Origin of the sequence: Bacillus velezensis (assembly GCF_001461825.1) — a bacterium.
GTDB lineage: Bacteria > Bacillota > Bacilli > Bacillales > Bacillaceae > Bacillus > Bacillus velezensis.
Map to the genome: position 1 here is coordinate 609815 of NZ_LLZC01000019.1, position 14697 is coordinate 624511.

21 protein-coding genes are annotated in these 14697 nt (G+C 47.8%); 6 read left to right on the forward strand and 15 right to left on the reverse strand.

From position 1 onward, the window contains the following. Nucleotides 1–23: 23 nt before the first annotated feature. Nucleotides 24–773, reverse strand: a complete 750-nt coding sequence (bla, locus tag AR442_RS13570) for a subclass B1 metallo-beta-lactamase (protein WP_014417441.1) — start codon at nucleotides 771–773, stop codon at nucleotides 24–26. A gap of 68 nt (nucleotides 774–841) precedes the next feature. Continuing rightward, the gene (locus tag AR442_RS13575) at nucleotides 842–1096 is read right to left on the reverse strand and encodes a hypothetical protein (RefSeq protein ID WP_014417440.1); all 255 of its coding nucleotides are present in this window, start codon (nucleotides 1094–1096) and stop codon (nucleotides 842–844) included. 120 nt (nucleotides 1097–1216) lie between these two features. Here AR442_RS13575 and AR442_RS13580 point away from each other — a divergent pair, with 120 nt between their 5' ends. Continuing rightward, nucleotides 1217–3502: an ATP-dependent helicase gene (locus AR442_RS13580; RefSeq protein ID WP_053285047.1), complete on the forward strand. Its 2286-nt coding sequence runs from the start codon at nucleotides 1217–1219 to the stop codon at nucleotides 3500–3502. A gap of 68 nt (nucleotides 3503–3570) precedes the next feature. On the opposite strand, the gene spoVIF is transcribed toward AR442_RS13580, so the two are convergent. From spoVIF to AR442_RS13600, 4 genes are all read right to left on the reverse strand, one after another. Next, nucleotides 3571–3825 (reverse strand): sporulation-specific transcription regulator SpoVIF, encoded by a 255-nt coding sequence (gene spoVIF, locus AR442_RS13585; RefSeq protein ID WP_003154986.1) that lies wholly within the window; start codon nucleotides 3823–3825, stop codon nucleotides 3571–3573. 166 nt (nucleotides 3826–3991) lie between these two features. After that, nucleotides 3992–4153, reverse strand: a complete 162-nt coding sequence (locus AR442_RS13590; protein WP_007610678.1) for a YjcZ family sporulation protein — start codon at nucleotides 4151–4153, stop codon at nucleotides 3992–3994. 91 nt (nucleotides 4154–4244) lie between these two features. Then, nucleotides 4245–4442 carry a hypothetical protein gene (locus AR442_RS13595; RefSeq protein ID WP_012117306.1) on the reverse strand — a complete coding sequence of 66 codons (198 nt, stop codon included), beginning with the start codon at nucleotides 4440–4442 and terminating at the stop codon, nucleotides 4245–4247. A gap of 286 nt (nucleotides 4443–4728) precedes the next feature. After that, nucleotides 4729–5085: a DUF1360 domain-containing protein gene (locus AR442_RS13600; protein WP_014417437.1), complete on the reverse strand. Its 357-nt coding sequence runs from the start codon at nucleotides 5083–5085 to the stop codon at nucleotides 4729–4731. 170 nt (nucleotides 5086–5255) lie between these two features. On the opposite strand from AR442_RS13600, the gene AR442_RS13605 reads away from it, so the two are divergent. The 5 genes from AR442_RS13605 to cotZ all read left to right on the forward strand — a co-directional run bounded on the left by AR442_RS13605 (nucleotide 5256) and on the right by cotZ (nucleotide 7809). Continuing rightward, nucleotides 5256–5642 carry a spore coat protein gene (locus AR442_RS13605; RefSeq protein ID WP_014417436.1) on the forward strand — a complete coding sequence of 129 codons (387 nt, stop codon included), beginning with the start codon at nucleotides 5256–5258 and terminating at the stop codon, nucleotides 5640–5642. 37 nt (nucleotides 5643–5679) lie between these two features. Next, nucleotides 5680–5994 (forward strand): hypothetical protein, encoded by a 315-nt coding sequence (locus AR442_RS13610; protein WP_053285048.1) that lies wholly within the window; start codon nucleotides 5680–5682, stop codon nucleotides 5992–5994. Nucleotides 5995–6086: 92 nt separating this feature from the next. Then, complete coding sequence (cotX, locus tag AR442_RS13615) at nucleotides 6087–6587, forward strand: spore coat protein CotX (protein WP_014417434.1); 501 nt, start codon at nucleotides 6087–6089, stop codon at nucleotides 6585–6587. Between the two features lie 150 nt (nucleotides 6588–6737). Then, nucleotides 6738–7220, forward strand: coding sequence for a CotY/CotZ family spore coat protein (locus AR442_RS13620; RefSeq protein WP_029973132.1), 483 nt, complete (start codon nucleotides 6738–6740; stop codon nucleotides 7218–7220). Nucleotides 7221–7365: 145 nt separating this feature from the next. Further along, complete coding sequence (gene cotZ / locus AR442_RS13625; protein WP_021494994.1) at nucleotides 7366–7809, forward strand: spore coat protein CotZ; 444 nt, start codon at nucleotides 7366–7368, stop codon at nucleotides 7807–7809. A 58-nt stretch (nucleotides 7810–7867) separates the two neighbouring features. On the opposite strand, the gene AR442_RS13630 is transcribed toward cotZ, so the two are convergent. The 9 genes from AR442_RS13630 to tenA all read right to left on the reverse strand — a co-directional run bounded on the left by AR442_RS13630 (nucleotide 7868) and on the right by tenA (nucleotide 14664). Beyond that, the gene (locus AR442_RS13630) at nucleotides 7868–8455 is read right to left on the reverse strand and encodes a CotO family spore coat protein (RefSeq protein ID WP_053285049.1); all 588 of its coding nucleotides are present in this window, start codon (nucleotides 8453–8455) and stop codon (nucleotides 7868–7870) included. A gap of 97 nt (nucleotides 8456–8552) precedes the next feature. Next, nucleotides 8553–9329: an enoyl-ACP reductase FabI gene (gene fabI, locus AR442_RS13635; RefSeq protein ID WP_053285050.1), complete on the reverse strand. Its 777-nt coding sequence runs from the start codon at nucleotides 9327–9329 to the stop codon at nucleotides 8553–8555. 130 nt (nucleotides 9330–9459) lie between these two features. Continuing rightward, entirely contained in the window at nucleotides 9460–10272 is an 813-nt protein-coding gene (thiD, locus tag AR442_RS13640; RefSeq protein WP_053285051.1) for a bifunctional hydroxymethylpyrimidine kinase/phosphomethylpyrimidine kinase, read from the reverse strand. Between the two features lie 22 nt (nucleotides 10273–10294). Further along, nucleotides 10295–11305 carry a thiazole biosynthesis adenylyltransferase ThiF gene (thiF, locus tag AR442_RS13645; protein ID WP_053285052.1) on the reverse strand — a complete coding sequence of 337 codons (1011 nt, stop codon included), beginning with the start codon at nucleotides 11303–11305 and terminating at the stop codon, nucleotides 10295–10297. Next, on the reverse strand, nucleotides 11302–12072 hold the full coding sequence (thiG, locus tag AR442_RS13650; protein ID WP_007610655.1) for a thiazole synthase: 771 nt from the start codon (nucleotides 12070–12072) through the stop codon (nucleotides 11302–11304). The genes thiF and thiG overlap by 4 nt, the downstream gene beginning before the upstream one ends. After that, nucleotides 12069–12272 carry a sulfur carrier protein ThiS gene (gene thiS, locus AR442_RS13655; protein WP_007409096.1) on the reverse strand — a complete coding sequence of 68 codons (204 nt, stop codon included), beginning with the start codon at nucleotides 12270–12272 and terminating at the stop codon, nucleotides 12069–12071. Before thiS ends, thiG begins: the two co-directional genes overlap by 4 nt. Beyond that, complete coding sequence (gene thiO / locus AR442_RS13660) at nucleotides 12269–13378, reverse strand: glycine oxidase ThiO (protein WP_053285053.1); 1110 nt, start codon at nucleotides 13376–13378, stop codon at nucleotides 12269–12271. Before thiO ends, thiS begins: the two co-directional genes overlap by 4 nt. Further along, nucleotides 13362–13979, reverse strand: coding sequence for a thiazole tautomerase TenI (gene tenI / locus AR442_RS13665; RefSeq protein ID WP_014721002.1), 618 nt, complete (start codon nucleotides 13977–13979; stop codon nucleotides 13362–13364). The genes thiO and tenI overlap by 17 nt, the downstream gene beginning before the upstream one ends. Then, entirely contained in the window at nucleotides 13957–14664 is a 708-nt protein-coding gene (tenA, locus tag AR442_RS13670; protein ID WP_053285097.1) for a thiaminase II, read from the reverse strand. The genes tenI and tenA overlap by 23 nt, the downstream gene beginning before the upstream one ends. Between the last annotated feature and the right edge of the window lie 33 nt (nucleotides 14665–14697).

Below are 14697 nucleotides of genomic sequence, written 5' to 3' on the forward strand. Positions count from 1 at the left end.
AATGGGAGCGCCGGTCTTCTTTATTACGTTTCTTTCAGAAGGCTTATCGTATGCGGCAGCAGACGGTCATCCCCCGGACTGCCATGGCCCGGAACGACAATGCTGATGTCCTGATATCTTTTCATGACTTTGCGGACGGCGCGCGGCCACTGATCCGGATAAAAGCCCGGAGTAGGCACGATTTCCTTTGTTTCTAAAGCCTTGATTAAGCATCCGCCGAATAAGAGCTTATCCTCAGGCAGCCAGACGGTCATATTGTCTTCCGTATGCCCTTTTCCCGGATAAAACGTTTCAATTTTCATATCGCCAAACTGCAGCTTTGTCACGTTTTTCAAATCTCCGAGCGGCCGGTCATATCCCTGCTGTCGGGCGAAGTCGGCGGTCAGTTTCGTGCTGTGCACCTTTACACCGTATTTGTACAGGGTGTTCAGACCGCCGATACGATCATCATGGGCGTGTGTCACAATGGCATCGGTCATCCTTTTTCCGGGAAACCGCTTTTTTATTTGTGTCATTAATTGCTCTGTGAGACTGTCATTCCACGGAGTATCAATCAGTACGATTCCTTTGGAAGTCTCAAGAAGCAATCCGTTCGCAGGGACGGGACTTCCGTCTGCCGTACCGATGCTTGTATGCATCCAGACATGCGGCGCCAGCTGTGTGAGAGTGACATCTTTTGCTGCGGAGCCATCCGCCGCATGTGCCGGTTTCATTCCGGCAGTAAAGAGGCCGAATAGAAATAACCCCGCAATTAATAATGAAAGCTTTCTCAAATTGAATCATTCCTTTCCGCATCTTTCATATATACGACTCAAAAAAACCCGGATATTTCCGGGCTTTTTCACACGTATTGATTTATTAACCGGCCTTTTCCCATGATTTGCGGCAGACGGGAAAGAGAGCGCTTACGTTTTTCCTCAAGTACTTTCTTTTCTGCGGCTGCGGTGTTTTCCTGGCGGCGTTCCACCTCTCTGTACACCCTGTCATTGGCGAGGGCGGCTGCTTTCGTAATGCCGGCGTAATCAGGCTTATAACCCGCTGCCCGGTTTGCGTATTGAGAATACTGCTGGTTTTGAATCCGTCCTGCATAAATCATATGTACCCCTCCCCTTCGCTTTTCATTTCCCTTAATCTTACTTTTTGAAACGCGGTTCTTTTGTTATGATATTCTTTGTCTATCAAATGGATGAACACCTTTTAATGGGAGGACCCCTTTTTGAAATGCGCCCGAATGAATAACCGAACGATACATTTACATAAATATTCTAGAGAACATTACCAATTCCTTTTTGAAGAAGCTCAGAAAGGAAATATTTTTTGCGCACATTGTGAGCAGCCCGTCTTGATGCGGCTTTCGATTTTAGAGCAGCCGGCATTTTATCACCGGCAAAAGGGAGACTTCACCGCCTGTGAAAAAGCATGCGCGGCCGAGGAACCGCAAGCGGAGAAAGAAAAAGAAGAGTATAAGAAAGCCGGCATGTTCCGCCTGCCGAAAGGAAAAGCGATTTCAGAGAATCCGAAACCGATCGTCTCAGAATGGAAAAGCCCGAAAAAAGTGCCTGCGGCCGAACCGTTTTCACCAACATCCGAGGCGGCTGATACATCTTTGTTCCCCGGCATCGGCCTGAACCGTGAACAGATGAAGGCAGTTACTGAAACGGACGGACCTTTGTTAGTGCTTGCCGGAGCGGGAAGCGGAAAAACAAGGGTGCTGACAGCACGCGCCGCCCATATGATTGAACACCTCGGCATTTCACCTGAGAATATGCTGCTTGTGACCTTTACGACAAAAGCCGTCGCCGAAATGAAAGAGCGGATGGCGAATGAGTACGGTCTGGCAGCCGGAAAAGTCTCCCGTCTCGTGACCGGAACATTCCACAGCTTTTTCTATAAAATACTCTATCACTATGATTCTTCAAAATGGAACGGCAGCCAGCTTTTAAAAATGGAGTGGCAAAAAGAGCAATATGTGAAAAAGGCGCTCTATGAAGAAAATTTGGATGAAAAAGAGTTTCCCGTCGACCAGGCGCTTCAGCTTATCGGCTGCTGGAAAAACACATATCTCCCCCATGAGACCATTCCGCTTGCGGACGACTGGGAGAAAAAAGTGTACAGGCTCTACGAACATTACGAACGGCAAAAGCGGGAAAAACGGCAATTTGATTTTGATGACATGGCCCAAGGCTGTTATGAACTGTTTCAAAGCCGGCCTGATATTCTCGCACAGTACCAAAACAGATTTTCTCATATTTTGATTGATGAGTTTCAAGATATCAATCCTGTCCAGTACAACATTATGCAAATGATCGCAAGCCCTGAGAATAACCTGTGCTGCGTGGGTGATGACGACCAATCCATTTATGCGTTCCGCGGCAGCAGCCCGTCTTTCATTTTAGATTTTCAAAAGGATTATCCGGCTGCAAAGACCATTTACTTAACGGCAAATTACCGATCGCCGCATCCGATCGTCTCAAGCGCTCATGCCGTCGTAAAGAAAAATAAAAAACGGTATGAAAAAACACTTTCTGCCGTCAAAGACGGCGTTCACAATCCCGTGATATTTTATCCTTACGATGAAGAAGAAGAAGCGACCATGATCGTTTCGGATATGAAAGAGAAGATTCAAAACGGGGCGAGTCCTGACGACTTTGCCGTGCTTTACCGGACAAACAGCGCCGGACGGGCCATTTATGAAAGACTGCATCAATCATCGATTCCTTATCATGCCGACAGGGGTGTGCAGACGTTCTACAGCCGCAGAATCGTACGCCAGATCCTCGCCTACTTATATGCGAGTCAGAATGAAGATGATCCGGATGCGGTGAAAGACCTGCTGCCCGCCTTATTTTTAAAGCAATCCGCCCTGCAAACGTTAAAGGCGCTGTCAATCACGGAAGATTGCACGATGATTAAGGCACTGACGAAACTGCCTAACCTGAAGCCTTTTCAAATAGGGAAGATCAAGCAGATCGTTCCGTTTTTCGCAAGCATCCGGACAATGAAGCCGGTTGAAGCCATCACCTTTGCAGAAAGCAAAATGGGTTTTTCCGAGTATTTAAAAAAACGGGGCAATGAGGGGAACAAACTGGAAAAAGGCTCTGATGATCTCAGGGATGTCAAAGTGGCCGCCAAAAAATTCAAAACGATTCCCGATTTTCTTGCGCATGTCGATCATATGCGCGCCGCTGAGAATCTGAAAACTGATGAAAACGGCGTCGAACTGCTGACCATTCACCGCTCTAAAGGTCTTGAATTCAATACGGTCTATATTTTAGGCGCGGCTGACGGCTCGATCCCCCATGACTTCGCGCTTGAGACGGCGAGACAGGGCGATCCCGCTCCGCTCGAAGAAGAAAGACGGCTTCTGTATGTCGCAATGACAAGGGCCATGCAGCATTTATATGTATCTTGTCCCGCGTACAGGCGGGGAAAAACAGCGCGCAGCTCAAGATTTCTCGAGCCCCTTCTTCGGACGGACAGACGGAGCGCACTCAGGATATAAAGAACCCGGCAGATCACTGCCGGGTTCTTCTCACATAAAAAGGCCTTTTTAGCAAGGCCGGCTGATGCCTATTTATTGTTCAGCATTTTAGAAATGGTGCCAAAATCAAGTTTCTCTTTACCGCTTGTAATAGATTGAACGATTTTGTCTTCCAATTCTTTCGGAACACGCTTGTTAGCCAGCTGGGACACCTTCTGAATGACGCCTCTCACCGTGTTTTCATCTTTGAAATTGGCATTTTGCAATGATCCTGCAAGGTTCATGACATCCTTCATGCTGACGCCTGTTTTCTTCTCAATATTTTTGAAAAATTGATTATCCATGGTGTGCCTCCTTTTGTGGAGTAATACGATATTGTATGAATAAAGAGCGGAACATGTGCCCGTAAGACAAGGAAAAAATTCCGAGTGCCCCGTCTCTATACTCCTTCATACATCAGGGAAGCACGGGACTGAACGGTCCCGCGCTTATCCAAGGTCTTGCTAAGGTTTAGCCAAAAAAGGATGCACCGACAATGATCAGAAGGATGAACAATACGACAACAAGAACAAATGTTGAGCCGTATCCGCCTCCGACATAGCCGCCTCCGTATCCGCCGCAGCCGCCATAACCGCCGTAGCCGCCGCCGAATCCGCCATATCCGAATCCCATATCTAAGCACCTCCTTTACTCTCTATACTCTATGTGAGCCGACTTGTTTGGCTTGGATAAATGCATAGGGCCGGTGCGGATTTCATTCATTTTAGTGAGAATGCTCATTTTTCTTCAGTTTTGCTTCTGTTTCGGCGGCAAACACATCTATCCATTCCTCAAAGCGCGATCCCGCTTCATCAAACTCAGACAGCTGTTTTTCAATAGATAAGATATATTTGTCATGCTCCCGCTGGTTTTGATTGTGCCGGCGGTATTTACCGTTTATGAATGATTCAAATATATTCATAACATCCCCTCCTTCTATGATCTATGCCGAACAGAGGCCGGCGTTCGGCAAAAAACAAAAAAACCGGAAGTTCCGGTTTTTTAGAAAACGGCTATTTCGGTTTTTTCTTTTGGCCGCAGCCGCAGCCTTTTTTCTTAATTTTTTTTTCGTAAGGCTGATGCACAGTTGACTTGTATGGAGAATGTTGGGAAGGTTTGCTTGATTGATTCATGGTGATCCTTCCTTTCCTTATGTCATATATGCCAGTTTATGCCGAAAGTGACGGTAAGTTGCTGGTGGAACCGCCTTATTCCTGCAGAAGACGAGAAACCGCAGCTTCAATGATCCCGGCCGCGCCGGCGATGGCTAACAGCAAAATCAGCCATTGCGCAGCCTCGGGTACCACAATCTGGGCCGCAATTAAAAAGGCGGCGCACCACACGCCCGTACACCAGTAGCAGCTGAGAAGTTCACCGATAAATGCCCTGATGCCTTTTCCTTTTATGACAATGTAGGTTTCTGTCGTGCCGTCTGGTGCGGTTTCTGTTTTTTCCTCGTGAAAAAGGCTCCGAAGCGGCGCCATAATGGTGTCAAATACGAAAAGCCTGGCCAGCCGGAAAACGGCAAACGATAACAGAATAAATGAAAGCCAATTGATAACCACCTGTTCACTCCTTTTCAAAACTTGACCTCTTTATACATATGCGAAAACCCTGATCTTCATGAATCGCACCTTGTCCGATAAAAAAATAGGTGCGATTTAGTTGTTTTTCTTATTCCGCTCGGCGTTTCATTTGCATTATATAAAGTATGAATGAGAAAGGAGTGAAGGTTATGTCGTTTGAAGAAAAAGTCGAAACACTGCAGCCGCAAATATTCGAACAATTATCCAACGAATTCGAGCAGAAGATCGAAGTGATTGATTGCGAAAATGTCACAATAGATACAACACTTATAACGGCCGCTCTTTCAATACAAGCTTCAGTTACTACGGCGATTATCCTTGCGACACAGCTCGCGATCGCAGATGAAGACACAGCCGACCAAATGGCAACCGAACTGCTGATCCTCGATGATTGCCAAATAAAAAAGCGAACCCTCATTCAAGTCATTAACAGCCGCAATGTCAAAATCACACTGACTGCAGACGATATCATGGCCTTTGTACAAACTTTGTTTCAATTATTAAATATACTTTTTGCTGAACTAGACATCCTTTAACCTTTCTTTTCAAATATTTAAATAGAGGTGAGAACAAATGGCAGATAACGAAAAAATAAAAAAAGAACTCGAAAGTCTACCAGAAGTGGATCCGCTTTTAAAAGTGCTTGTCAGCAATGTCTTCAAAAAACACGGCGTGACAAAGGATAAAATGAGGGAAATCCCTGATGAAGAAAAAGAAATGCTGATCGCATTAGTCAAAGACATGCAGGCGAAATCAGAAGCTTTTCTTGAAAGCCAGAAACAGAAAAAAGAGCAGGAAAAAGCGCAAGAACAGCAGACAAATCCGCAAACCCGCAGAGAACAATTAATCGAACAGCTCCGGCAAAGACGCCAAAATCCCGGTCAATAACTAAAAAATAGTGATTTTTATCAGGATAGATGCCTGAGTCAAAGTAAGGGGCCGGCTCATTTAATATTAGTAAAAGAAAAGGAGGAATAGATATGGAAAGCAGACCATACTCTTGGGTTGCACTTGATCCTGAATGCGAACATCCGCGAGAAGAAAAAGAAGAAAAAGAAGGCAGAAGATGCAGTGTTTGCTGTAACGGAAACGGATTCGGCGAAGATAATGCCTTCATCGACCAGGACCTGGCTCAAGCGAATCTCAACAAACAAGTTTCTGAAGAAGCGATTATTATCAGAGACTCTTGTGATATTAACGTAACGTCAACAGACGTTCAGGCAGTCGCTTCAGTCATGACAGCTCTTAATGCAGCAGTCGTAACGGCCACTCTCACTTCAATCGCTGACGGAGTCATCGCTGAATTGGTCGCACAAGACTTATTGCAGCTAACAGCTAACAAACAAATCAACCGTCAAAAACTGCTCATCGAAAACTCCCGCGGCGTAAACGTGACAACAGTAGATGCCGATATCGCAGTGTTGATCTCAACAGCGACAAATACACTGGTTGCCATCTTAGTCATCACCCTGATCCTCTAAAAAGAAAAAGCAGAGCTAAAAATGCTCTGCTTTTTCTTATTTTCTCCGCATATGATGAATATATAGACGTTCACCCACACCAAGTGAGGCTCGCGTACATATGTTGTTAAAGACAAAAGTCAAATACCCTAAAAGAAGGAGCTGAAATCCATGAGCTGCGGAAAACACCATGGCCGAGATGAAAGTTGTGTATGCGATGCAGTCGAGAAGATTTTAGCAGAACAAGAGGCTGTTGAAGAACAATGCCCGACTGGATGCTATACCAATCTGTTAAGCCCGACGGTTACCGGTAAAGATACCATCCCGTTTCTCTTGTTTGATAAAAAAGGCGGTTTGTTCTCCACATTCGGGAACGTCGGAGGATTTGCGGATGACAGCCAGTGCTTCGAGTCTATTTTCTTCCGGGCAGAAAGAGTTTGTGATTGCTGCGCAACGCTTTCAGTATTGCGCCCCGTAGATGTGCACGGCGACACCCTCAGCGTCTGCCATCCTTGTGACCCGGATTTCTTCGGTTTAGAAAAAACAGATTTTTGCATTGAAGTTGATCTGAGCTGCTTCAGCGCCATTCAATGCCTTTCACCGGAGCTTGTTGACCGGCCTGCGCCGCACAAAGAGAAAAAGCATCACGGATAGTCATTGATTCGCATCTTTCCTAAAGAAGAATCCCCTTCCAACCTTCTATTACAGATGCAATCATCAGCCCGCCCGGACTTCCGGGCGGCTGACTCTCCGATATCGTTTAATCCGGTATATAAAACGTGAAGTCAGGAGGGATATTATGAGCAAGCATACAACATACTGTGTGCGTGAAGCGGTAGAAAATATTGAAGACCTGCAAAATGCGGTCGAGGAAGATTGCCCGACCGGATGCTATTCCAACCTTTTATCGCCGGGTTTTTCATTAGGCGATACAGTTCCGTTTGTGCTTTTCACTTCTAAATCATCACCGTTTACCGCATTCGGAAATGTCGGCGAGCTGGATAACGGTCCGTGTTTTAACACCGTTTTTTTCAGAGTTGAAAGGGTCTGTGACGGCTGTGCCACATTAAGCCTGCTTATTGCTTTTGACGAGCATAAGCACATTCTTGATTTTACAGATAAAGACTCTCTCTGCGATGTATTCCGTTTAGAAAAAACGAACTATTGCGTTGAAGTCGATCTCCATAGCTTCTGCGCCATCAATTGCCTGAACCCGAGACTGATCAACCGCACACATTCTTAAATCAAAAAGCATAAAAATAAGCTGCCGGATTAAAGAATTCAGGCAGCTTTTTGTATGGTTAAAATCCAAGCGGATGCAGCGAGGTAATATCGTCTATTGCGAGTTCTGCCGGCGCTCCGTTGCTTGTCGTCCGCAGGAAGATCGCATTATTTTTTCTGCCGACGATTACGCCTCTGTAGGTTTTCCCGTTGGCTTCTATCAGACAAAGGGTCCGCGGCATATTATGCGGCAGCTTCGTTAAGAAATCAATTTTTTCAAGAATAGACATTCTGCTCATCGGCTTTTTCACGCGCTTTGGCGGAACCTTTTCCTCTGGGGCGGCATTGTGAACCGCTTCAGGCTCTTTTTCAGCGGCGTCAGGCTTGGCAGTGTCCTGCTCCGCTTGCGCCGGAACTTCTTGAACGGCTTCTTCTGCGCGGCTGTGCTGTTCAGGCACTTGCTTTTCTGGTTCGACAGCCGCTGCTCCTTCAGGCTGAGATTTACATTCTTCCTCCCGCTTTTCATGCATCGGCTCTTCTTCCGGCGGCTGAGGCGCTTTCCTTTTTTTGATTAATATGTCCTGCATTGATGATTGCGTGTCTGAATAATCCGCCTGAACAATATACATGAGCGGTTTTTTTTCCGCGTTTCTGTTTTGTTTTGACATCTTCATCCCTCCGATTCTGTCATGTTTTATTTATATGACGGAATGATTAAAATCAGAAGAAAGAAAAAAGCAATCCCTGAAAGGGACTGCTTGTTATTTAACGAGCGGTAATATGGAATCCTGAATCAACGTGAAGATTTTCGCCCGTGATGCCTCTTGACAGGTCACTGAACAAGAATGCAGCCGTGTCGCCCACTTCTTCAGGTGTTGTCGTGCGGCGCAGCGGCGCGCGCTCTTCAATTTCTTTCAGGATAGAGTTGAAATCACTGATTCCTTTTGCAGACAGCGTACGGATCGGTCCTGCTGAAATGCTGTTGACGCGGATGTTTTCTTTTCCTAAGTCAGCGGCTAAATATCTGACGCTCGCATCAAGGGACGCTTTTGCCACACCCATTACGTTATAGTTTGAAACGACGCGCTCTCCGCCGAGGTAAGTGAGTGTAACGATGCTTCCGCCTTCAGTCATAATCGGACGCGCAGCTTTTGCGACCGCTGTCAGAGAGTAAGAACTGATGTTATGCGCAAGCAGGAATCCTTCGCGGTTCGTATTTAAATATTCGCCGACAAGCTCTTCTTTGTTTGCGAACGCGATGCAGTGCGCGATGCCGTGAATCACGCCGACCTGCTCTTTAATGCTCGCAAAGCAAGTTTCGATCTCAGCGTCATTTGTCACATCACACGGAAGGATGATGGAATCATTTCTTTCTAATGTAGCCGCAAGGTCATGAACTGATTTTTCCAAGCGCTCTCCCGCGTAAGTGAAAATGAGGCGCGCTCCGGCTTCATGCAGCGAACGGGCGATTCCCCATGCGATACTGCGTTTATTGGCAACGCCCATCACAACGATGTTGCGGCCTTTAAGTGAGAAATTCATATGTATAAAGCCTCCTGTAATCGTCTTAAAGACATAGTTTTAGTACCTGATCTTAATTTTTATCATATCATAACCTTGTCCAGATTGAAAGCATGGGAAAAAGACCGCGGATGTTGAAGCGGTCTCTTTTTTATCTCGTCTGCAGACTGTTCCTTTTAAAGGCAAAATGATTGGTCGGGCCGTGTCCCTCTCCGATGCCGAGCGTATGTTCCACGGCTTCCCGCACAAAATTGACGGCTGTCTCAAACGCGGTCTGAATGCTTTTCCCCTTTGCCGTTTCCGCCGTCAGCGCGGCTGCGAACGTGCAGCCTGTTCCGTGGGTGTGTTTGGTGTCAATATAAGCGTGGCTGATTTGGGTAAAAGACGAACCGTCAAATAATAAATCAACGATTCTCCCCTGTTCAGGCTGGTGTCCGCCTTTTATGATGACATGCTTTGCACCAAGCTTGCAAAGGCATTCGGCCGCTTTTTTCCGGTCCTCAAACGTTCGGATTTCCATTCCCGTCAATACCTCAGCTTCCGGAACATTCGGCGTCACCGCATAGCTGCGCGGAATTAACAGCTCTTTTAACGCGGCCTGAGATTCCTCACGCAGCAGGGAAGCGCCTCCTTTGGCAATCATGACGGGGTCGGTGATGACATGATCAAGCCCGTACTGATCCATTTTTTCCGCAATTTCCGCAATCATTTCCGCGCTCCACAGCATTCCCGTTTTTACAGCGTCAGGCCGCAAATCTTCCGCCACCGCGTCAATCTGGCTGCCCAGCGCTTCCCGGGTGAGCGGATAAATGCCGTGAACGCCCAAAGTGTTCTGGGCGGTTACCGCTGTAATGGCTGACATCCCGAAAACGCCGAGCTCCTGAAAGGTTTTGAGATCCGCCTGTATACCGGCACCGCCTCCTGAATCTGATCCGGCAATCGTCAATGCTTTGCATATGCTCATGATGTTTTTCTCTCCTTTCGCATTATCCGATCCATTTATGATAAAAAGATTTCGCTCTGCTGATATCACTTGTGCCGTGTATTAATGCTCTGCCGTCACGAAACAGAACCATCTTGAACTTGTCTGTGCAAAACGAAATTAAATACGGGTTGGCTGAAACATCAAGCCCTGTCCGTCTGAGCTGTCCCGCAAGTTTTTGCAGATCAAACTGTTCGGAGATCCCCGTTCTGATCTGCACCGTGTTCCGCCCGCACAGAACCGCCGCTTTTGTCTGATTTTCATAGGATAAAAACGGAAAATTGTTTGTGCCGCAGCTTGGGCAATCAGCCGACTTAAGACGGGCGACGTTTATTTCTGACCGTTCATTTTTCCATAAATCAAAGGAACGGAGAACATGCTCGATAGATCCGCCCGTTAACAGCTTCAGCGCATCTGCTGCCTGAAAAACGGCCGTCTGCAATACAGCCGGGCTGATGATTCCCGCCGTATCGCATGTCATACCGCCTAAAGGCAATGTCTCAAGCAGACAGTGAAGGCACGGCGTGACACCGGGAATGACGGTAAAAGAGAGCCCGTAGCTGCCGACACAGGCGCCGTACAGAAAGGGAATCCCTTTCTGCACAGCCGCATCATTCACAATCAGCCTCGTTTCAAAGTTGTCGGCGGCATCCACGATGAGAGAGGCGTCACGAATCAATCCGGGTGCGTTTTCCGCAGTGACATCCATGACAAATCCCTCGACCTCTACATCACTATTTATAGATCGAAGCCGTTTTTCAGCCGCCGCGGCTTTCGGCATTTCCTGTCTGACATCGTCTTCGGTATAAAGCTGCTGGCGCTGGAGATTACTCCACTCCACATAATCTCTGTCAGCGATCGTTACCTTCCCGACTCCTGCTCTGACAAGCATCTCCGCACTTGCCGTCCCAAGCGCACCCGCGCCGATAATCACGGCATGAGACGACCGGAGCTTCTCTTGGCCGGAGGGACCGATCGGCTGAAACAGCTCCTGTCTGGAATATCTGTCCGTCATACCGGAAGACCGTCTCGCGGACTGCTTGCAGTTCCGTAATCTTTCACCGGAATTCTCCCGGCTTCATAAGAAAGGCGGCCCGCTTCTACGGCAAGCTTCATCGCCCGGGCCATCTTGACCGGATCATCAGCGCCTGACACAGCGGTATTTAACAGCACGCCGTCAGCCCCGAGCTCCATCGCGTAGGCGGCGTCTTTTGAAGATCCGACGCCGGCATCGACAATGACCGGCACCTTCGCCTGTTCAATGATAAAGGATAGATTCAGCGGATTTAAAATTCCCTGACCGGAACCGATCGGGGAAGCGCCCGGCATAATGGCATGCACTCCGAGCTCCTCAAGACGTCTTGCGAGCACGACATCGTCTGACGTATACGGAAGCACGATAAATCCCTCTTCGAGCAGCTGTTCTGATGCTTTCAGCGTTTCAACCGGATCAGGCAAAAGTGACCGGCTGCATCCGATGACTTCTACTTTTATCATGTCACAAAGCCCTGAAGCTTTGGCAAGCCTTGCGATTCGGACCGCCTCTTCAGCCGTTGCGGCACCGGCCGTATTCGGCAGAAGCGTGTATTTAGACAAATCAAGCTGTTCGAGAAAGTTAGGCTGAGACTCTTCAAAGATGTTCATCCGCCGCACCGCAAAGGTTAAAATATCTGATTCCGAGACAGCCACCGCCTCTTTCTGAATCTCAAAACTCGGATATTTTCCCGTTCCTAACAGCAATCTTGACTGAAACTGTTTTCCGCCTATTGTTAACATCCTCATCCGCCTCCTACAAAATGGACAATTTCTATGACATCGCGGTCACACAAACTTGTATTTTCATAATTCTTTTTTTCAATGATTTCTTTATTTCTCTCCACAACTACGATTCTTTGATCAAGCTGGTACGATTCAAGCAAATCCTGAACCGTCCCCTCATTTCGATTCCAATCAATTTGTTTTCCGTTCAGCTGAAGAATCATATATGAACAGCCTCCTTGCGATCAATTCGAAACGCTTCTTCCCATTCCTGTTTAATCTGTCTTTCCAGGATCATATCCCGCACCATTTCAGCCGTTGCCGGCGCCAACAGGATGCCGTTCCGAAAATGGCCGGCGGCGAAGATGATGCCGCTGTCTTCAGGATGCCGCCCGATAAACGGCTTTCCGTCTCTTGTTCCCGGCCTGAGTCCCGCCCAAAACCGGTCTATTTTCATATGTTCGATGGCGGGAAGCATGGTTTTCGCTTTTCCAATGACGGCCTCAATTCCTCCGATGTCAGGCGTATCGCTCCAGTCGCCCTGTTTCATCGTGGCGCCGATGACAAGCCGGCCGCTTTTTCTCGGGACGACATAACAATGATCATGGTAAAGGGTTTTGGTCAGCGGGGTATCGTCATTCCACACGGAAAGGCATTCTCCCTTCACAGGAAAAAAAGGCTGTCCCAAGCCGAGCTGGCTGAAAAACCGGCCGCTCCATACACCGCTTGCAACTGCGACTTTGTCAGCATAGACATCCCCGCCGGATGTTGTGATGCAATATTCTCCGTTCACCCGTTTTACGGAGGTGACTTGTGTATGCTCATATATGTCAGCGCCATAGCGCCGCGCTTCTTTTGCATACGCTTTGCAGACATAGTACGGTTCGACATGGACATCGTCTTTTATAAAACTTGCGCCGAGAATGTCTTCTGAAGCGTAAGGCTCTTTTTCAAGGGCATCTTCCGCTGAAAGCCAGGTGACGGAAGGCAGATCATCCATCTTCCGTAGACGGGCGATATCTTCTTCGGTATACGCCAGTTTAAGCATTCCGCCGTTATGGCGCCTGATGTCAATGCCGCAAGCTTCCTCAAGCTCTTGCCCCGCCGCTTCATACAGCCTTTGACTGTGCATGGCAAAATCAAAAAACGCATCCCGGTTTTCACATTCCGCATGAGCGCCCAGCATTCCCGCGGCAGCGCTTGTCGTTTTTCGGCCGACTTCTCCGGCTTCAAACAAGACAACGTTCTGCTGCGTCTTCGCCAGCTCATAAGAAATGGCGCACCCGATAATTCCGCCGCCGATCACCGCTGTATCATAGTGCTTCTTCATAATCGGCCTCCCTTACCGCGCGTGCATACCGTTTTGCCGCCTCCTCAGGATTTTCAGCTGAGAAAATACCTGACATGACGGCAATTCCGTCCGGTTTCGCCTGCTTTGTGTGTCCGATCGTCTGCATTGTCATTCCGCCGATTGCGATGACGGGGATGGAAAGCGTGCGTTTGATCTCTGAAAGCAGGCTGATGCCTCTTGCTTCAAGTCCTTGTTTACATTCGGTTTCAAATACATGGCCGAACACCACATAATCCGCATCTTCCTTTTCAGCTTGGATGGCTTCTTTCAGCGAATGAACCGAACGTCCGATATGAAGATGGGGAAATCTGCTTCGCACCTGCTTTACGGAAAAGCTGCGGGACGGAAGCTGAACACGGTGTATGTTGGCAAAAAGCGCGATATCCGCCCTGTCATTGATAATCAATTTGTCCTTATCCGCACCGCCCTTTTTCAAAAGGGACAAAAGCTGCATGATCTCTCCCGCTGTTTTATCCCGCTCACGGATATGGATAAAGCTTACTTCGCGCTGAATCGAAAGAATATCCTCGGCCAGCTCGGCAACGGGTTTGCGATTATCAGTTACCGCGTGCAGCTCCAAAGGATTCCACCTCTTTTCCGCCCTTCTCGGACCAGCCTTCTTTTTGATAGGCCATTCCCCAAAATTGATATTCATAATAGCTTGAAATCACAAAATTCTCTTTCATTTTCGCGCGGATGTCCTCTGTGCTGTTTTCAGCAATCTCGTCGAAACGGCTGATTTGTTCTTCGACTTGCTGCCTGAACCAGTCTCCGCCGTATGTACCGATCCATTTTTCATAAATCGGATGCTCCGGTTTGCACTCTTTTAAGTGTTCGCCGACTTCATAATAAAGCCAATAACAGGGCAGAAGCGCAGCTAATATTTCTCCAAAATTGCCGCTCATCACCGATCTGTACATATGAGACGTATAAGAATAGGCGGTCGGTGCCGGTTTAAATGCCGCACGGTCTTCTTCCGTAATCCCTAAAAGCTCCGTAAACTCGCGGTGCAGCGCCATTTCCGCTTCATATGTCCCTTGAGCGTGGCCCGCCATCCTGCCCGTCGTAAACAAGTCTTCGGCATATGCGGCGCCGAACGCCTGAACTTTTGCAAAATGCGTCAAATAGTAGGAATCTTGCAGCACGTAATAGCTGAAACGGTCTATCGGCAGGCTTCCGTCACCGATTCCCGTTACAAACGGATGAACAAAACTTCCGTCCCACCATTCGGCAGCCGCCTGTCTGCATTCTTCAGAAAATGTCATCATGTCTTCCCCCCTGATAAAATAAAAAAACCA